Origin of the sequence: Vreelandella hamiltonii (genome assembly GCF_014651775.1) — a bacterium.
GTDB lineage: Bacteria > Pseudomonadota > Gammaproteobacteria > Pseudomonadales > Halomonadaceae > Vreelandella > Vreelandella hamiltonii.
Map to the genome: position 1 here is coordinate 121251 of NZ_BMXN01000002.1, position 16955 is coordinate 138205.

Sequence of the window (16955 nt, forward strand, 5' to 3'; positions counted from 1 at the left end):
TATACTCTGCGCCCTTTGATCACCACTGGAGCGCAGATGCCTGACGCGACCTCGCTGCCCCCTGAACATGACGCCTTGACCGACCGCGACCCGGCCACGGGGCACCCGCGACCGCCGCGGCGCGAATTCAAAGCGCGCGGCAGCTTCGTCAAGCGCTGCGAAGGGTGCAATCTGCCCGAGCTGAACTGCCTGTGCCCTTATCAGGTCAAGGCAGAGAGTGACGCCCAGGTGTGGCTGCTGACCCACTCCATCGAGCACTTCAAACCGACCAATACCGGCCGCCTGATTGGTGATGTGCTGACCAACACTCGGGTATTTACCTGGTATCGCACGGCGCCGGACGAGGCGCTGGCCGCACTGCTGCAAGACCCGCGCTATGCTCCGTTCGTGATTTTTCCTGACGACCAGCCGGATTACGCGGAACGAGTGGTGGGGCTGGAGGCCGTCCAGGCGGTCAAGCAGCAGTCGCGTATTCCAGTCTTCATCATTCTGGACGGCACCTGGCGACAGGCCCGGCGTATGTTCCGCAAGAGCCCTTACCTGGACACGCTGCCGGTATTGCCGCTGCACACCGAGCGCGAAACCCGCTACCGGCTGCGCAAGCCCGCCTCGAAAGCCCACCTGTGCACCGCCGAGGTGGCCATCGAACTGCTGCGTCAGAGCGGTGATGAAAATGCCGCCAGCGTGCTGGACGACTACTTCGACGTGTTCAACGACAGCTACGCCGAGAGCCGCTACTACCGCAAGATCGAGGAGCCAACGGCGGCCATGACTCGGCTGTTGGCCCGAAAGGCGGGGGATGCGCCGCGCTGATCAAGGCCTGGCGCCGGGGAGCCAGCGCAACAGCACCTTGCGCACCCAGTACCAGCGGTTGATCAGCAGGGCCGCGAAAATCAGCGCGCAGCCGGTGAGCTGAAGCGCCGACATGGTTTCGTTGAACCACCAGGCGGCCAGCAGCGCCGTCCAGACGGCCTCCAGCATCAGAATGACCGCTGCATGGCTTGGCGTGGTCATGCCCTGCGCCTTGATCTGAAGAAAGAACCGCAGTGAGCTGGCCAGCAGCACGCTGGCCAGAAACCAGCCCAGAATCGGGGCATCGAGGGAGAGCGTCTGCTCTTCCACTACCCATGAAACAGCGGTCAACACGATGCCCACGGAAAGCAGCTGCAGCGTCGTCAACGACAGGGCAGGCACATTGCGCACCACCCGCGTATTGACGTTGATCAGCAGCGCGAAGCACAAGGCCGCGCAAAGCATCAGCAGCTGGCTGGCCTCCACCCGAAAACCGGCATTCAGCGATAACAGCGCAAAGCCTGTCAGCGCGACGGGCAGGGCTACCCAGGTGCTGGTGGCGGGACGGTCGCCAAACAGCAGGCGGGCCACCACCGGCACCAGCAGAATGCCCAGGCTGTTGATGAAAGCGCTTTCTCCCAGATGCTGGGAGTGATGCAATCCCAGCACCCAGAAAGCGATGGCCGCACTGAACAGTACGCCTACCAGCAGGCCGCGCCGAATACGCCGGGCAGGCAAATGGCGCAGTGTCGGCCAGGCGAAGCCCAGCAGAATGACTCCCGCGAGCAGAAAGCGGGTGCCGATGAACAGCAGCGGAGGCATGCCTGCCAGCGCTTCCTTGGAAAATATCCACCCGCCTGCTGCCAGAGTGGTCACCAGCAGCAGCAGGGCATCGGCCTGCCAGGGGGCTTGCCGGATGGTGCTATGGCTCACGCGGCGCCGCCAAACAGCGCCCCGGCAATTCTGAAGCCTGCCACCCAGGTGCCAATGGCCGAACCTATCGTGGCGAGAATGAACACCAGCAGCGTGCGTGACACGCGGTTTTTCCACCAGCCTTTCAGTTGCGTCACGTCATGGCGCAGGGTGGAGAAATCGCGCACCTTGGGTTTGCGCATGTAAAGCTCGACCCCGGCGGCCACGAAACCGGCGCCAATGGTGGGGTTGAGCGACGTCAGCGGCGCAGCAAAGAAGGTCGCGATCACGGTGAGCGGATGCGCCAGGGCAATCAGGGTCGCCCCCCCGGATAGCAGGCCATTGATCAAGAACCACTCCATCACCAGCTGCCAGCCCAGCTCGGTATTACGCGAAAAACCGACCACGAAGCCGGTGAGCACCAGCGCGGTGATCAGCCAAGGCATGACTTTCCATAGCTTGGAGGGCGGCGGAGTAGCTTCCAGCGATTCCCGCTCCTGGGTCGGGTTTTCCGGTAGCGGTGTTTCCAGGTGCTCGCCGGTGCCTTTCAGGTGGCCTGCGCCGAGCACGACCAGCACGTTCGAGTAGCGCCCGGGAGGTGCCTCTTCGGCCAGGCGTAGCGCCATGTAGCGGTCGCGTTCGCGGATCAGCGGGGTGTAGAGCGTTTCTGATTCCGCTGCGAATTCGCTGAAGGTGGCTTCCAGCATATCGCCCTCCTTGAGCTTTTCGATCTCCTCCTTTGAGACATCCTGGCGGGAGAGCACGCTGCCAATCAGCCCGGAAAACAGCGAGAAGCGCTGCCACCAAGGCACGTTGCTGTAGATGCGCTTGAGCGTGATGCCCACATCGCGGTCCACCAGCAGCAGCGGCAGTTGGCGAGCACGGCACTCATCCACCGCCGCGCGCATTTCGGCGCCCGGCTGGATGCCTGACTGCTCGGCGATACGCTGCTGGAAGGCACCCAGCGCCAGGCTGGCGGCGACCATGCCGGCCTTGCCCTGCTTGAACACTTGAAACAGGTCCTGCTCGCCCATGGCATCGGGGTTGTCCATGCTGTGATGGCGGGCGTCACACAGCTCGATGGCCACCGCATCGAAATGGCCGGTAGCAATCAATTGGCGCACGTCGTCGGCGCTTTCGGCCGAGACATGGGCCGTGCCCAGCAGGGTGTAGCAGGTGTCGCCCACGGTCACGGTTTTCAGCGGGCCGCTAGTGGAGGGCAGGGGCGGCGTCGGTGGCCGCGTAGTGTCATCGTGGGTCATTCAACAGTCTCGATGTATAAGTATAAAAAGGTGAAAACGTACACAAGCCGTCAATACCGGGGCTCAGTGGTGTATCAACGCCGCCAGAAGGCCGGAGTAAAGAGCACCAGGACGGTGAAAATTTCCAGGCGCCCCATCAGCATGGCCAGTACCAGAATCCATTTGGCCAGGCTGGGTAAGTCGCCATAGTGGCTGCTGGCTTCGCCCAGCGCAGGGCCCAGGTTGTTGAGCGCCGAGCCCACCGCCGACCAGGCGGTCACTTGATCCACGCCGGTGGCCATCACGCCCACCAGCATCAGGAAGAACAGCATGACATAGGCCGAAAAAAAGCCCCATACCGCCTGCGCGATGCTGTCGGGTACGCTGACCTTGCCGACCTTCACCGCAATCACCGCGTTGGGGTGAATCAGGCGCATGACTTCGCGCATGCCCTGCTTGAGAATCAGGATGATGCGGATCACTTTCATGCCGCCAGCGGTGGAGCCCGAGCAGCCCCCTACGAAGGCGGCAATGAACAGCAGAAACGGAATTGCCCCAGGCCAGCCTGAGAAGTCGGCCACGGCGAATCCCGCCGTGGTAGCCACGGAGACGACCTCGAACAGCGCATGCCGCAGGCCGGTGATGTCGTCATAGGTCTTGGTCAGCCACAGGGTAATGACGGTAATCACGGTCAGACCCGTCAGGAACAGCAGCAGAAACCGGGCTTCCGGGTCCTGAAAATAGTGGGTCAGGCGCTTCTCGCGCCAGGCCACGAAGTGGAGGCTGAAGCTCACCGCCGAAATCAGCATGAAGCTGATGCAGATCAGCTCGATGGCGGCGCTGTCGAAATAGCCGATGCTCAGGTCATGAGTCGAAAATCCGCCGATGGCGACCGTGGAAAAGCTGTGGCCCAGCGCATCGAACCAATCCATGCCCGCGATCATGTAAGCCACGAAGCAGGCAAAGGTCAAGGTGGCGTAGATATACCACAGCGCCTTGGCGGTTTCGGTGATGCGCGGCGTCAGCTTGGAGTCTTTCAGCGGCCCCGGAATTTCCGTGCGGTACAGGGCCATGCCCCCGACCCCCAAGGTCGGCAGGATGGCCACCGCCAGTACCACGATGCCCATACCGCCCAGCCACTGCAGCTGCTGGCGGTAGTAGCGGATCGACTCGGGCAGAAAATCGATGCCGGTAATGACCGTGGCCCCGGTGGTGGTCAGGCCCGAAAAGGATTCGAAGACGGCATCGGTAATGCTCAGGGAGTCCTCGCCAAACAGCATCAGCGGCAGCGAGCCGAACAGTGCCAGCACGGTCCAGAACATGGCCGCGATGATGAAACCGTCCCGAATGCGCAGCTCCTTGCGCGCCCGGCGGTTCGGCAGGTAGATCAGCAGGCCGGTGATGACGGAAATCGCAATGCCGCTCATGAACGCATGCCAAACGCCGTCGCGAAACCATAGCGACATCAGCATGGGAGGCAGCATGGTGAGGCTGAACAGCATCAGCAGCAGGCCCAAGATACGTAGAATAATCCGCAGGCTCATGGCAGGGAGGGTCTCATTGCTGGCTGGTTCCTAGAAAAACGTCAATCCCACCTGGAAAAGCCGCTCGACGTCGCGGATACGCCGTTTGTCGATCACGAACAGAATCAGGTGATCACCGCTCTCCACGCGCACGTCGCCGTGGGCAATCATCACTTCCTTGCCGCGCACCACGGCACCGATGGTGGTGCCTTCGGGAAGCTCGATCTCATCGATGGTGCGGCCCACCACCTTGGAAGACTGCTTGTCGCCGTGGGCAATGGCCTCGATGGCTTCCGCCGCGCCCCGGCGCAGGGAGTGCACGTTGACGATATCGCCCCGGCGCACGTGGGTCAGCAGGCTGCCGATGGTGGCCTGCTGTGGGGAGATGGCGATGTCGATATCACCACCCTGGACCAGGTCCACGTAGGCGGCGTTGTTGATCAGCGTGAGCACCTTCTTGGCCCCCAGCCGCTTGGCCAGCAGCGACGACATGATGTTCACCTCGTCGTCGTTGGTCAGGGCGCAGAAGATGTCGCAATCCTCGATGTTCTCTTCTTCCAGCAGGCGCTTGCTGGTGGCGCTGCCGTGCAGCACCACGGTGCGGTCCAGCCGCTCCGAGAGCGTGGTGCAGCGCTCCAGGCTGTGTTCGATGATCTTGACCTGATGGCTATGCTCCAGATGCTCCGCCAGGCGTTCGCCGATGTTGCCACCCCCGGCAATCACCACCCGGCGGAAGTCGCGCTCCACCTTGCGCAGCTCGCTCATCACCGCGCGGATATCCCGCCGTGCCGCCAGGAAGAACACTTCGTCGTCGGCTTCGATGACCGTGTCGCCCTGGGGGATGATCGGTCGATTGCGCCGGTAGATGGCGGCGACGCGGGTTTCCACGTTAGGCATGTGCTTGCCCAGGAAGGCGAGATTCTGGCCCACCAGCGGGCCGCCGTAGAAGGCTTTCACCGCCACCAGCTGCACCAGCCCCCCGGCAAACTCCAGCACCTGCAGGGCGCCGGGATGCTCGATCAAACGGCGCACGTGGTCGGTCACCACCTGTTCCGGGCTGATCAAGACGTCGATGGGAATGGCTTCGTGGGCAAACAGGCCCTTGCGGGTGAGGTAAGCCGTGGAGCGAACCCGCGCGATCTTGGTGGGGGTGCGAAACAGCGTGTGGGCCACCTGACAGGCGATCATGTTGATCTCGTCGGTGTTGGTCACCGCGATCAGCATGTCGGCGTCTTCACAGCCCGCCTGGCGCAGCACGATGGGGTAGGAGCCCGCGCCGGTGACCGTGCGGATATCCAGCTTGGTGTGCAGCTCGCGTAGCTTGGCGCCGTCGGTGTCGACGACGGTAATGTCGTTTTCCTCGCGGGCAAGGTGCTCCGCCAGGGTGCCGCCGACCTGGCCGGCGCCGAGAATGATGATTTTCATCGCTAAGCATCGGTTCCGTTATGAGCGCCAGCGTTTTATCAGCACGCGGTGTGCGCTGCAACAAAGACGGCGGCCAGTGTAAACCAGCCGCCGTCGAAAAGCAGGTGACGATTACTCCAGCGTGAAGCCGACCTTGATCGTGACCTGCCAGTGGGCAACACGCCCATCTTCTATGTGACCGCGCGTATCGGTCACTTCCAGCCAACGCATGTTGTGCACGCTTTCGGACGCTTTGGCCAATGCGTTCTGAACGGCTTCCTCAATACCTTTTTCGGAAGAGCCGGTAAGTTCGATGTGCTTGTAGGTGTGATGACTCATGTGTTCTCCATCCTTGTCATGAATTCACTGCCTAATGCCCCTGAGGCCAGGCGCTTGCCTTAGGCAGTCTGCTTCTCCAGTCTGGCATAAAAAAAGCCATCGTGACTGTTTTGTGCGGGAAACAGTTGCCTGCCCGGCCCGCTGGGCTCGCCCCAGGCCACATCGTTCGGCGTGGTGGCCCGGGCGTCGGGGGTGCGGGCCAGGAAGGCCTCGATCTGGCCGCTGTTCTCTTCCGGCAGCACCGAGCAGGTGGCGTAGAGCAGCGTACCGCCGGGGCGGAGCAGCGGCCAAAGATTGTCGAGCAGGCGCTGCTGCAGGCTGGCCAACTGACGAATGTCCTCCTTGCGACGCAGGGCCTTGATGTCCGGATGGCGGCGAATCACGCCCGTGCCGGAGCAGGGGGCATCCAGCAAAATGGCATCGAACGGCGTCCCGCTCCACCAGTCGCGGGTGGTCGCATCGGCATGTTTCAGCTCTGCAGCGAGCCCTAGCCGAGCGAGGGTGTCATCGACACGGGCCAGGCGCTGATTGTCGCTGTCCAGCGCCGTCAGGGCGATATCGAACTGCTCCAGCAAATGGGCCGTCTTGCCGCCCGGGGCGCAGCAGGCATCCAGCACATGGGCGCCGGGCCTGGGCGCCAGGGCCGGGCCCAGCAGAGCGGCCGACAGCTGGGCGGCTTCATCTTGCACGCTGACGTGCCCCTGGGCAAAGCCGGGCAGTACGGTCACGTCGCAGGGGGTGTGCAGCGTAATGCCGTCCGGGGCGTGCAGGCACAGCTCGCCGCTCAACCCCTGCTCGGTGAGTCGCGTGAGGTAGGCTTCACGGTCGTTGTGACGCTGGTTGACGCGCAGCGTCATCGGGCCGGGCTCGTTGTTGGCCTGGGCGATGGCCCGCCACTGATCGGGCCAGGCGCTACGCAGCTTACCCAGCAGCCACTGGGGGTGCTCCAGGGCGACGCTTTCATCACGGTCCACTTCGGCCTGCAGCGCGTCGGCTTCGCGCTGCAGGCGTCGCAGGCAGCCATTGAGCACTCGTGTTGCCCACTCCTTGTCCAGCAGACGGGCGGCGCCGGCGGTTTCGCCCACGGCGGCGTGGGCCGGGGTACGCATGTAGAGCAGTTGATAAATACCGATCAGGAGCAGGGCCTGAACGTCGGCGTCGCGCTTCTTGAACGGCTGTTTCAGCAGGCGTTGGGCCAGCGCCTGAAGGCGCGGCAAGCGACGGCAGGTGCCATAGCACAGCTCCTTGAGCAGCGCACGGTCCCTGGCTACTACGCTGTGCTCGTCCAGCCCCGCCAGGGAGCCCTTGTCGGTGAGGATCGGCACCAGGCTTCTGGCCGCCACCGCGCGCACGTCCAGGCCGCTGCCGCCTTTGGTGGGTCGCTCGCTCATGGGTGCGCTCCTTGCGAGGCTGGCTGTGAAGGCTGTCCAAGGCGAACACCCTCGCTCAAGGGCGTTTGGCGGGCATTCAAAAGATCACGCACTGCCATGGCTTTGCCGCCGGGCAGCTGGGCACGGCTAACGCACAGCACTTCCTGGCCCTGGGCACCGCAGGCAATGCGCAGGTGTTCGTCGCCATGTGCCAACAGCGTACCGGGGGGCGATTGCGGCTGCTCACCTTGCTCGACGCTGGCCATGAGTAGGCGCAGGCGGTCGTTACCTAGCGTGCACCAAGCCACCGGCCACGGGTTGAAGGCGCGGATTTTGCGCGCCAGCTGCTCGGCGGGCTGGCTAAAGTCTAGCTCGGCCTCGGCTTTGCTGAGCTTGGCGGCGTAGGTCACGCCCTCGTCCGGCTGAGGCGTTGCCTCTAGGCTGCCGTTGTCGAGGTTGTCCAGCACGTGGATCAGCGCGTTGGCCCCTTGAATGGCCAGGCGGTCGTGGAGGTCGCCACCGGTGGTGCGGGAGGTAATTGGGGTACGCACTTCGTGCAGCATGGCGCCGGTATCCAGACCCGCATCCATCTGCATGATGGTGACGCCCGAGGCGCTGTCGCCCGCTTCAATGGCACGCTGAATCGGCGCCGCACCCCGCCAGCGGGGAAGCAGCGAGGCGTGTACGTTGATGCAGCCCAGGCGCGGCGTATCCAGCACCGCCTGGGGCAGCAGGAGACCATAGGCGACCACGACCATCACATCGGCGTTCAGTGCCGCCAGCTCGGCCTGGGCCTCGGCGTCTTTCAGGCTGACGGGTTGATACACCGGCAGCGCCTGGGCTTGAGCCAGCTGTTTGACCGGGCTGGGCGTGAGCTTGCGGCCACGTCCAGCGGGGCGGTCGGGCTGGGTGTAGACCGCCACCACTTCGTGTTCGCTGTCGAGAACGGCAGCAAGGCTGGAGGCGGCGAAGTCTGGCGTGCCAGCAAAAACAACGCGTAACGGTGACATGGTGGAGAGCCCTTGAGTGAAAAGAGAAAGTGCTGCCGATGAAACGCAGGAGGGCCGAGAGGCAGCGTTGTCGTCACAGGTAAGCTTGTGGGGCAACGTTGTCAGCTCGGCCCAGGGCCAGATGACGCAACCGGGGTCAGGCGTCGTTCATCTGCTTGTAGCGTTTCTGCATTTTTTTCATGACCCGGTCGCGCTTGAGCGGGGACAGATAATCCACGAACAGCACGCCTTCCAGGTGATCGTACTCATGCTGAATGCAGTGGGCCAGCAAGCCGTCGGCTTCCAGCTCGTAGGGCTCGCCGTGGCGGTCCAGCGCCGTCAGCTTGACCTTCAGGTAGCGCGGTACTTCGGCGTAATACTCGGGAATCGACAGGCAGCCTTCCGACAGCGGCTCACGCTCTTCGCCGATAGGCTCATAGCGGGGGTTGATCATCACCAGCGGCTGGGAGTTATCGTCGCTGACGTCCATGACCACCACCCGGCGGTGCACGTCGATTTGCGTGGCGGCCAGGCCGATGCCACGGGCGTCGTACATGGTCTCCAGCATGTCATCCACGAGCTGGCGGACCTCGTCGTCCACGGTTTCCACCGCGACCGCCTTGGTGCGCAGGCGCTCGTCAGGAAATACGAGAATAGGAAGTTTGGCCATGGCGTTACCGTCACCGTTTATGCAGAGTCTTGAAGATGAGCAGGCGCCGCGCTGTGTCGGCGGGCCTAAGTGCTTTATATTGACCACTATATCATGCCATAAGCGTTCCTGGGCACGCGCCGCGCCGTGGCGCCCCCGCAACTGCTTCAAACAATCACCAGGGGATAACGAGGGGAGAACGGATGGTGGCTAGGATGGTAGCTGGAAAGCCGTTTTATCACAGCGTGTTGGGAGTGCTGCTGACCTGGCTGGCGCTGAGCCCGGCGGCGCAGGCCTGGGAGCGGCTGCGCAGCGATGCACCCGAGCGCTACGAAGTGGTCGCCGGGGATACGCTATGGGATATCTCCGCACGCTACCTGCGCTCCCCTTGGCAGTGGCCCGCGCTGTGGCAAGCCAACCCGCAGATTCGCAACCCGCATCTCATCTACCCAGGCGACGTACTGGTACTGGGCGATTGCCAGGGCCAGCCGTGCCTGACGCTGGAGCGTGGCCAAAGCGTGGTTCGGCTATCGCCGCAAATGCGCAGCATTCCCGAGCGGGAAGCGATCACGCCCATTCCCATGGACGTGGTGCGCTCTTTTTTGCGCGATCACCGGGTGGTCGAGCCGGGTGAGGACATTCAGGAGTTGGCCTATGTGGTGGGTGGCGACAACCAGCGGCTGATCAGCGGTGCCGGGGATACGCTCTATGTGCGTGGCGAGCTGCCCGCCCGCCAGCGGCTGGGGATCTATCGCCCCGGCGAGCCTTACCTGGCAGCAGACGGCACCCTGCTGGGCGACGAGTTGATCAGTATCGGCGAAGCGCGGCGCATCAGCAGTGAAGGCGATATTTCACGTGTCGAAGTACTGCGTGCCAACCAGGAAGTGCGCAACAACGACATCCTGCTGCCGCTGGAAGATATTCCGGGCAGCGAGGCCTTTGCTCCCAGGGCGCCGCTGAACCAGGTGGCCGGGCGGATCGTGGCCGTGCCCAGCGGCGTTCGCTTCATTGGCTGGTTGCAGGTCGTGGCGCTGGATGTGGGCACCCAGGATGGCCTGCAGCCCGGCCATGTCTTGCGTGTCGATCAGCAAGGGGAAGTGGTCGACGACCCGCGCACCCAGGAGCTGATTCAGTTGCCTGCCACCGAAGCGGGTCTCGTGATGATCTTCAAACCCTACAGTCACATGAGCTATGCGCTGGTCATGCAGGCTTCCAATGTGCTGGCCGTGGGTGACGTGGTGAGAACTCCCCAGCACTAGTTTTCGTACTCAGCCTGGTTTTCGTACATGGCCTGGTTTTCATACATAGCCTGGCTTTCGTACATAACCTGTTAGGCCGCAGGTGTACTCGAACGATGAAAAGGAGGTGGCGATGGACGCCAGGGAGTGGCTGGTAATCAATGCATTGCCCGGCATGGGCGCAGCCCGTATTGCACAGCTGGTGGCCCGCTCGCCCCAGTGGCCACAGGGCTGGCTGGCGGCGCTGCCCAGTGCGGCGGCCAATGCCCTCAGGTTATGGCTGGCGCAGCCTCAGCGCAGCCCGCTTCAGCAGGTGGTGGAAGAGACCGAGGTGTGGTTGGGCAAGGCGCCCCATCGTCATCTGCTGCACCGCGACCACCCGGCCTGGCCTGCGCTGCTGAACCAATTGCCGGACCCGCCCGTGGTGCTGTGGGCACAAGGGGATTTGCAGGCGCTGGAGGGCCCGGGCCTGGCCATGGTAGGTACCCGTAAACCGACCGCCGAAGGCAGTGGCCATGCCCAGGCGTTTGCCCGTGAGCTGGCCAGCCGTGGCTGGTGTATTGTCAGCGGTATGGCGCTGGGCGTCGATGGCGTTGCCCAGCGCGCCGCGCTGGCCGCCGGTGGGCATTCGATCGCCGTGCTGGGGTGTGGGGTGGACGTCATTTATCCGGCGCGCCACCGCGAGCTGCACGAGCAGCTGAGCACCCAGCCCGGCGGGCTGCTGCTTTCCGAACACCCGCCGGGCACCGTGGCGCGGCCGGCCTTTTTTCCACGCCGCAACCGCATCATCACGGGGCTTTCGTTGGGAACCCTGGTGGTCGAAGCCACCGAGAAAAGCGGCTCGCTGGTGAGTGCCCGGCTGGCGCTGGAGCAGGGGCGAGAGCTGTTTGCCCTGCCGGGGTCGCTGCATAACGTTCAAGCCCGTGGTTGCCTGCAGCTGCTGCGCAATGGCGCGACGCTGGTGCGCCACGTGGAGGACATTCTGGCCGAGCTTCAGCACTGGGCACCGCATTATTGGCCGATGCTAACGCCCTCGGAGGAAGCGCCTGCCGAGAAGGCCTCGCCTGTGGCCCCCGCGCCGATGTCGCCAACGCCCTCTGCCCAGACAGACTCTGCCCAGACAGAGCCGCCTGACCGCCTGCTGCACGCGCTGGGACCTTCCCCCACGCCCATCGACTGGCTGGTGCAGAGCACGGGGCTGTCGGTCAGTGAGTGTCAGCAGCGGCTGTTGATGCTGGAGCTGGAAGGGCAGGTGGCCCAGCGTGCGGGTGGCTGGGTTCGGCTGACGGCAGCATGGTAAGATGGCGCTTTCTCGATCTGATGGTTCGATAGCCAGTAGGAGCGTCCATGAAAACGGCGGTTGACGTGAAAGCAGCGGTGCAGGCGCTACGGGAAGGGGGAGTGATTGCCTGCCCTACCGAGGCCGTTTGGGGGTTGAGCTGTGACCCGGACAATGATGAGGCGCTGGCGCACCTGATGCGCATGAAAGAGCGTGACCCGGCCAAGGGCGTCATTCTGGTGGCGGCCAGTATTCAACAGTTCCAGCCCTGGCTGAGCCAGCTACCCCTGGCGCTGCATGCGCCGCTGGCCGCCAGTTGGCCTGGTCCCAATACGTGGCTGGTGCCCGATAACGGCCGTAGCCATGGCCTCGTGCGCGGCGCTCACCAAAGTGTGGCTCTGCGCGTCACCGACCACCCGCTGATGAAAGCGCTCTGTGAAGCCTTTGGCGGGCCGCTGGTGTCCACCTCGGCCAATCGAGCCGGTGACCCACCCGCCATGAGCGCCGACGAGGTCGTCACCATTTTTGGCGAGGAAGTCGCGGCCATCGTGGCCGGAGAGCTGGGAGGCAATGCTAAGCCCAGCACCATCAGAGACCTGCTGACCGGCAAGGTGATGCGCGCTTGAGTCACTAGTGCCCCGACATCATCGCTTCGTCATCATCGGTTCATGACTTACGATTCACGATTCATCTCACCAGGAGCTACCGTGGCCCACGAACACCTCGACGACGTCAAACACTACCTTCTGGATCTGCAGGATCGGCTGTGCGCCGGTTTGAGCGCCGCCGATGGCCAGGCCACGTTCAGGGAGGATAGCTGGCAGCGTGAAGAGGGCGGCGGTGGTCGCTCACGCGTCATGACCGATGGGCGGGTGTTCGAAAAGGGCGGCGTCAATTTCTCGCATGTCTTTGGTGCTCAGTTGCCCCCGTCGGCCACCGCCGCCCGCCCGGAGCTGGCGGGGCGCAGTTTCCATGCGGTGGGGGTGTCCTGGGTCATGCATCCTGAAAACCCGCATATCCCCACCAGCCACGGCAATGTGCGCTTCTTCATTGCCGAGAAGGAGGGCGAGCCGCCGGTCTGGTGGTTTGGCGGCGGTTTCGACCTCACACCCTACTACCCTGTATTCGAGGATGTGGTGCACTGGCATCGCGTGGCGCGTGACGCCTGCGCCCCATTTGGGGAAGGTGTGTACGAGCGTTACAAGGCGTGGTGCGATGACTATTTCTACCTCAAGCATCGGGAGGAGACCCGAGGCGTGGGCGGGCTGTTTTTCGACGACCTCAACGAAGGCGGCTTCGAGGAGTGCTTTGCCTTTCAGCGCGCCGTGGGGGACAGCTTCCTGGCGGCGTACTTGCCCATCGTCGAGCGTCGTCAGGCCGATGCCTGGGGTGAGCAGGAGCGCGATTTTCAGCTCTATCGTCGGGGCCGCTACGTGGAGTTCAACCTGGTATGGGACCGGGGCACCCTGTTTGGCCTGCAAAGCGGTGGGCGCACGGAGTCGATTCTGATGTCCATGCCGCCCCTGGCGCGCTGGGAGTATGACTTCACGCCTGCCCAGGGCAGCCGCGAAGCGCAGCTGCACGATTACCTGGTGCCGCGTGACTGGCTGGGTGAAGCGGGCCAGTCCCCGCAGTCTCAGGCCCAGCCTCAATCGCAACGCCAGCCCAGTGGAGAGGCCTCATGAGCGACCGTTACTGCGTGTTCGGCAACCCCATCGAGCACTCCAAGTCTCCGATGATTCACGCTGAATTTGCCCGCCAGACCGAGCAGGCCATGGAGTACGTCGCGCAGCTGGCCCCCACCGACGGCTTCGCTCGTGCCTGGCAGGCCTTCGTGGTGGCGGGCGGGCGCGGTGCCAATGTGACCGTGCCTTTCAAAGGCGATGCCTTTGCGCTGTGCGACACGCTCAGCCACCGGGCCAAACGCGCGCAGGCCGTCAATACGCTGATCGTCGGCGGCAATGGCCGCACCTATGGCGATACCACGGATGGGGTCGGGCTGGTACGTGACCTTGCCTATCAGGGCGTGACGTTGAAGGGTAAACGCCTGCTGGTGCTGGGCGCTGGCGGTGCCGTTCGGGGCGTGTTGGAGCCGCTGCTGGCGGAAAAGCCCGCCTGCCTGCAGGTGGCCAACCGGACGGCCGAAAAAGCCACTCAGCTGGCCGCTGCGTTCGCCGACCTGGGGCCGATCAGCGGCAGTGGTTACGCGGCCATCGAGGGGCCGTTCGATGTGGTGATCAACGGCACCAGTGCCAGCCTCTCTGGTGCGCTGCCGCCGCTGCCAGAGGCGCTGTTCAGCGAGGGTGCCTGGGCCTACGACATGATGTACGGGGCCGAGCCCACGGTCTTTCTGCGCTGGGCCGAGGCGCAGGGCGCACAGCCGCTGGACGGCCTGGGGATGCTGGTCGAGCAGGCCGCCGAGTCGTTCTTCCTGTGGCGCAACGTGCGCCCCGAGACGTCTCAGGTGCGCACGCGGCTTCGACAGTCATTGACGGGCGGCTAGCGGGGTTTGGTATAGAACCCCACCATGCACATCACCAGCCCCACCACGGAGAGCAGCATGCCTCCGTTCACCAGCAAGGGAGAGCGCTCCAGCCAGGAGACGAACGGCTGGGGCGTCTCGCGGCAGGCGCTTTCCAGGTAGTTCCAGTAGCCCCCTTCGAGATGGCAGGCGCGCACGTCGCCCAGTTCCCAGAAATAGACGCTCAGCAGCACCAGAATCGGCAGTACCAGCAGCAGTAAACCCAGTCGGATCATCTAAACCTCAATGTCAGGAGCGTATATCAGGGGCGTGGGCAGTTGGGCGTGCGGCCGCTTTGGCGAGCTTCTTCGAAGCTGGCCATGGCGGGCTCCATGTTGGCCTGCAGGCCCTGGATGCGCTGCCCCTGGCTTGGGTGCGTCGACATCCAGGCGGGGGGCGCGCCACCGCTGGACGCGGCCTGCATGTTTTCCCACAAAGTCACGCTTTCGCGGGGATCGAAGCCTGCCTGTGCCATCAGCTGCAGGCCGATGACATCGGCTTCGCTTTCATGGCGGCGAGAGAAGGGCAGCGAAATGCCGTACTCGGCGCCCATGCCCAGCACGCCCATCAACTGCTGGCCCGCCGGGGTTTGCATACCGGAGGCGCTGGAAATGACCGACAGGCCAAGCGAAGTGGCGCTTTGGGTCGAGGCGCGCTCGTTGGCATGGCGTGCCAGCACGTGACCGATCTCGTGGCCGACGACCGATGCCAGCTGATCCTGGTTGGTGGCCACGTTCAGCATGCCGGTATTGACGCCCATGTAGCCCCCGGGGAGGGCGAAGGCGTTGGGCTGCTCGGACTCGAACACGCGAATTTGCCAATCCAGATTACGCTGTTCGCCGGGCAGAATGTCGACGATGGCGTTGGTGATGCACTGGACATAGCGATGGCTCGCCTGGTTGGCCGTAGGCACGTCGCGCTGGTACTGCGCGAACGCCTGCTGGCCCATCTGATTGAGCTGGTCTTCCGAGAGCAGCAACAGCTGCGAACGGCCGGTGGGGGACGTGGAGCAGGCAGCCAGAGAGGCGCACAAAGCGGTGACGGCAAAGGGTCGAAGCCAGCGCATAGACGGTTTCCTAATAGACGAGAAGGGATCCTTGCACACAAGATAACCACTGACAGCGGTAAATCAACTCTTATCATAACCTACTCTGAGGGCCACCATGGATGCGCAATTAAGCCAGCGCTTGACGCAGCTACTCGATCACATCGACCACTGGTTGCCGCCAGTGCCCACCCCGGTGAACTGGCAGACCCATGTGGCGGCCATTTGGCAGCGCCACCCGCTGGGCGGCCAACTGGTGCCGGTGCCGCCCCGAGATGGCATGACGCTGGACGACCTGCTGGGCATCGAGAGGCAGAAACTGGCATTGGTCGATAACACCCGCGCCTTTCTGCAGGGGCTGCCTGCCAACCATGCCTTGCTGTGGGGCTCTCGTGGCAGCGGCAAGTCGTCGGTGGTGCGTGCGCTGCTCAACTCTCTGGCCAGCGAAGGGTTACGCCTGATCCAGGTCGACCGCCATGACCTGGCAAGCCTGCCACGGCTGGTCGAGCAGTTGCGCCATCAGCCCCACCGCTTCGTGGTGTACTGCGATGACCTGTCGTTCGAAGGCAACGATGATGCCTACAAGGCGCTGAAAAGCGTGCTGGACGGCGCCTTGACTGGCCCTCCCGAGAACGTGCTGCTGTATGCCACTTCCAACCGCCGACACTTGCTGCCGGAGTCGATGGAGGATAATCAGGGAAGCCGTTTGGTAGGCGAAGAGCTGCACCATGGTGACGCCGTGGAGGAGAAGATCTCGCTGTCAGACCGTTTCGGGCTGTGGCTGGGCTTTCACCCGTTCAACCAGGCAACCTACCTGGAGGTCTGTGAGCACTGGGTCAACCGCACAGGTAGCGGTAACGACTGGGACGATGGCGCGCGGGCGGAAGCCGTACGTTTTGCCACCCTGCGCGGTGGGCGCAGCGGCCGAACGGCGTGGCAGTTTGCGGCCCAGTACGTGGGCCGCAAGCGGCTGCAAGAGGAGCGTCAGCGCGCCGATCAGCGCTGAGGAATCAGCTGCCCATCGGCGCCGACGTTCAAGCGGATGGTCGGCGTCAGCAGGCCTGACGGCAGCGTCATGCCCAGGCCGCGCAGATCCCCAGGAGTGATGGCCAGCTCGCTACCGGGGGGCAGCTCACCCTGGCTTGCCAACTGGCTGGCCAGCTCGATCATGGGCGTCATGCGCTGGGTGTCGGTGGCCAGAATATCGAACGCCACCGGCAGGCGCAGGTTGGCGTCGTCGCCTGGGGTGAGGGTCACGTCCTGTTGATACTGCCCCTGCACGGGGTCGACGCCCGGCATGTCCAGCGTCCAGCGAAACCCGGACATTTCAACGGCAGGCATGCCTGCCGGTAGCCCCAGGCCCATGGCCAGGGTGGCCTGCACTGGCAGGCTGCCAGCGCCCAGGCTCGAAGCCAGCAGGCGAGTCATGTCGCTGGTATCCAGGCCGGCATTCACGCTGTATGGCCCGATGCGTACCTCTTCGACTCCCAGAGAAGTAACGGCCAGCCGGAAGGCAAACAGGCCGGTTTGTGGCAGCGCAAGGCAGCCGGTCAGTAGAGCAGCGAGCAGCAGCAGAATCAGGCTGCGGCCACGGCGAAGGGCATGGTGCATGTGTTTCCCCCAGAGAAAGGGCAAAAGGTCAGTGTAGCGGAT

General features: G+C 63.9%; 18 protein-coding genes. 7 read left to right on the forward strand and 11 right to left on the reverse strand.

Annotated elements, in window-relative coordinates; translation table 11 throughout:
• The first annotated feature begins 36 nt into the window (after positions 1–36).
• On the forward strand, positions 37–813 hold the full coding sequence (locus IE091_RS02405; RefSeq protein WP_189462714.1) for a tRNA-uridine aminocarboxypropyltransferase: 777 nt from the start codon (positions 37–39) through the stop codon (positions 811–813).
• Here IE091_RS02405 and IE091_RS02410 read toward each other — a convergent pair whose 3' ends face one another.
• From IE091_RS02410 to def, 8 genes are all read right to left on the reverse strand, one after another.
• Positions 814–1725 (reverse strand): DMT family transporter, encoded by a 912-nt coding sequence (locus IE091_RS02410; protein ID WP_096922139.1) that lies wholly within the window; start codon positions 1723–1725, stop codon positions 814–816. It abuts the gene before it with no gap.
• Positions 1722–2966, reverse strand: a complete 1245-nt coding sequence (locus tag IE091_RS02415) for a TraB/GumN family protein (protein WP_189462715.1) — start codon at positions 2964–2966, stop codon at positions 1722–1724. The genes IE091_RS02410 and IE091_RS02415 overlap by 4 nt, the downstream gene beginning before the upstream one ends.
• Positions 2967–3040: 74 nt before the next feature.
• On the reverse strand, positions 3041–4489 hold the full coding sequence (locus IE091_RS02420; RefSeq protein WP_039180372.1) for a TrkH family potassium uptake protein: 1449 nt from the start codon (positions 4487–4489) through the stop codon (positions 3041–3043).
• Between the two features lie 30 nt (positions 4490–4519).
• The gene (gene trkA, locus IE091_RS02425) at positions 4520–5893 is read right to left on the reverse strand and encodes a Trk system potassium transporter TrkA (protein ID WP_039179559.1); all 1374 of its coding nucleotides are present in this window, start codon (positions 5891–5893) and stop codon (positions 4520–4522) included.
• A gap of 111 nt (positions 5894–6004) precedes the next feature.
• Positions 6005–6211, reverse strand: coding sequence for a dodecin (locus IE091_RS02430; RefSeq protein ID WP_016914940.1), 207 nt, complete (start codon positions 6209–6211; stop codon positions 6005–6007).
• A 59-nt stretch (positions 6212–6270) separates the two neighbouring features.
• On the reverse strand, positions 6271–7602 hold the full coding sequence (rsmB, locus tag IE091_RS02435) for a 16S rRNA (cytosine(967)-C(5))-methyltransferase RsmB (protein WP_189462716.1): 1332 nt from the start codon (positions 7600–7602) through the stop codon (positions 6271–6273).
• Positions 7599–8591, reverse strand: coding sequence for a methionyl-tRNA formyltransferase (gene fmt / locus IE091_RS02440; RefSeq protein WP_096922142.1), 993 nt, complete (start codon positions 8589–8591; stop codon positions 7599–7601). Before fmt ends, rsmB begins: the two co-directional genes overlap by 4 nt.
• Before the next feature lie 136 nt (positions 8592–8727).
• On the reverse strand, positions 8728–9240 hold the full coding sequence (gene def, locus IE091_RS02445) for a peptide deformylase (protein ID WP_016914937.1): 513 nt from the start codon (positions 9238–9240) through the stop codon (positions 8728–8730).
• 194 nt (positions 9241–9434) lie between these two features.
• Here def and IE091_RS02450 point away from each other — a divergent pair, with 194 nt between their 5' ends.
• From IE091_RS02450 to aroE, 5 genes are all read left to right on the forward strand, one after another.
• On the forward strand, positions 9435–10478 hold the full coding sequence (locus IE091_RS02450; RefSeq protein WP_096922143.1) for a LysM peptidoglycan-binding domain-containing protein: 1044 nt from the start codon (positions 9435–9437) through the stop codon (positions 10476–10478).
• A gap of 112 nt (positions 10479–10590) precedes the next feature.
• Positions 10591–11757 carry a DNA-processing protein DprA gene (gene dprA / locus IE091_RS02455; RefSeq protein ID WP_189462717.1) on the forward strand — a complete coding sequence of 389 codons (1167 nt, stop codon included), beginning with the start codon at positions 10591–10593 and terminating at the stop codon, positions 11755–11757.
• A 47-nt stretch (positions 11758–11804) separates the two neighbouring features.
• Positions 11805–12362 carry an L-threonylcarbamoyladenylate synthase type 1 TsaC gene (gene tsaC / locus IE091_RS02460; RefSeq protein ID WP_039180357.1) on the forward strand — a complete coding sequence of 186 codons (558 nt, stop codon included), beginning with the start codon at positions 11805–11807 and terminating at the stop codon, positions 12360–12362.
• Positions 12363–12443: 81 nt separating this feature from the next.
• Positions 12444–13421 carry an oxygen-dependent coproporphyrinogen oxidase gene (hemF, locus tag IE091_RS02465; protein WP_189462718.1) on the forward strand — a complete coding sequence of 326 codons (978 nt, stop codon included), beginning with the start codon at positions 12444–12446 and terminating at the stop codon, positions 13419–13421.
• A complete protein-coding gene (aroE, locus tag IE091_RS02470) occupies positions 13418–14239 on the forward strand; it encodes a shikimate dehydrogenase (protein ID WP_189462719.1) in 822 nt (273 codons plus the stop codon). The genes hemF and aroE overlap by 4 nt, the downstream gene beginning before the upstream one ends.
• On the opposite strand, the gene IE091_RS02475 is transcribed toward aroE, so the two are convergent.
• Both IE091_RS02475 and IE091_RS02480 read right to left on the reverse strand, forming a co-directional pair.
• Positions 14236–14493 carry a hypothetical protein gene (locus IE091_RS02475; protein WP_016914931.1) on the reverse strand — a complete coding sequence of 86 codons (258 nt, stop codon included), beginning with the start codon at positions 14491–14493 and terminating at the stop codon, positions 14236–14238. The genes aroE and IE091_RS02475 overlap by 4 nt on opposite strands.
• Positions 14494–14519: 26 nt before the next feature.
• Positions 14520–15323, reverse strand: a complete 804-nt coding sequence (locus IE091_RS02480; RefSeq protein ID WP_039180348.1) for a M48 family metallopeptidase — start codon at positions 15321–15323, stop codon at positions 14520–14522.
• A 97-nt stretch (positions 15324–15420) separates the two neighbouring features.
• On the opposite strand from IE091_RS02480, the gene IE091_RS02485 reads away from it, so the two are divergent.
• A complete protein-coding gene (locus tag IE091_RS02485) occupies positions 15421–16308 on the forward strand; it encodes an ATP-binding protein (RefSeq protein WP_039180345.1) in 888 nt (295 codons plus the stop codon).
• Here IE091_RS02485 and IE091_RS02490 read toward each other — a convergent pair.
• The gene (locus IE091_RS02490) at positions 16299–16913 is read right to left on the reverse strand and encodes a hypothetical protein (RefSeq protein WP_039180342.1); all 615 of its coding nucleotides are present in this window, start codon (positions 16911–16913) and stop codon (positions 16299–16301) included. The genes IE091_RS02485 and IE091_RS02490 overlap by 10 nt on opposite strands.
• Between the last annotated feature and the right edge of the window lie 42 nt (positions 16914–16955).

Bases quoted from the DNA above. Each gene is read 5' to 3' on its own strand.
- IE091_RS02480 (WP_039180348.1), bottom strand. From the start codon at position 15,323: ATGCGCTGGCTTCGACCCTTTGCCGTCACCGCTTTGTGCGCCTCTCTG.
- IE091_RS02420 (WP_039180372.1), bottom strand. From the start codon at position 4,489: ATGAGCCTGCGGATTATTCTACGTATCTTGGGCCTGCTGCTGATGCTG.
- IE091_RS02490 (WP_039180342.1), bottom strand. From the start codon at position 16,913: ATGCACCATGCCCTTCGCCGTGGCCGCAGCCTGATTCTGCTGCTGCTC.
- IE091_RS02430 (WP_016914940.1), bottom strand. From the start codon at position 6,211: ATGAGTCATCACACCTACAAGCACATCGAACTTACCGGCTCTTCCGAA.
- IE091_RS02485 (WP_039180345.1), top strand. From the start codon at position 15,421: ATGGATGCGCAATTAAGCCAGCGCTTGACGCAGCTACTCGATCACATC.
- fmt (WP_096922142.1), bottom strand. From the start codon at position 8,591: ATGTCACCGTTACGCGTTGTTTTTGCTGGCACGCCAGACTTCGCCGCC.
- IE091_RS02450 (WP_096922143.1), top strand. From the start codon at position 9,435: ATGGTAGCTGGAAAGCCGTTTTATCACAGCGTGTTGGGAGTGCTGCTG.
- trkA (WP_039179559.1), bottom strand. From the start codon at position 5,893: ATGAAAATCATCATTCTCGGCGCCGGCCAGGTCGGCGGCACCCTGGCG.
- tsaC (WP_039180357.1), top strand. From the start codon at position 11,805: ATGAAAACGGCGGTTGACGTGAAAGCAGCGGTGCAGGCGCTACGGGAA.
- def (WP_016914937.1), bottom strand. From the start codon at position 9,240: ATGGCCAAACTTCCTATTCTCGTATTTCCTGACGAGCGCCTGCGCACC.
- aroE (WP_189462719.1), top strand. From the start codon at position 13,418: ATGAGCGACCGTTACTGCGTGTTCGGCAACCCCATCGAGCACTCCAAG.
- rsmB (WP_189462716.1), bottom strand. From the start codon at position 7,602: ATGAGCGAGCGACCCACCAAAGGCGGCAGCGGCCTGGACGTGCGCGCG.
- IE091_RS02415 (WP_189462715.1), bottom strand. From the start codon at position 2,966: ATGACCCACGATGACACTACGCGGCCACCGACGCCGCCCCTGCCCTCC.
- dprA (WP_189462717.1), top strand. From the start codon at position 10,591: ATGGACGCCAGGGAGTGGCTGGTAATCAATGCATTGCCCGGCATGGGC.
- IE091_RS02475 (WP_016914931.1), bottom strand. From the start codon at position 14,493: ATGATCCGACTGGGTTTACTGCTGCTGGTACTGCCGATTCTGGTGCTG.
- IE091_RS02405 (WP_189462714.1), top strand. From the start codon at position 37: ATGCCTGACGCGACCTCGCTGCCCCCTGAACATGACGCCTTGACCGAC.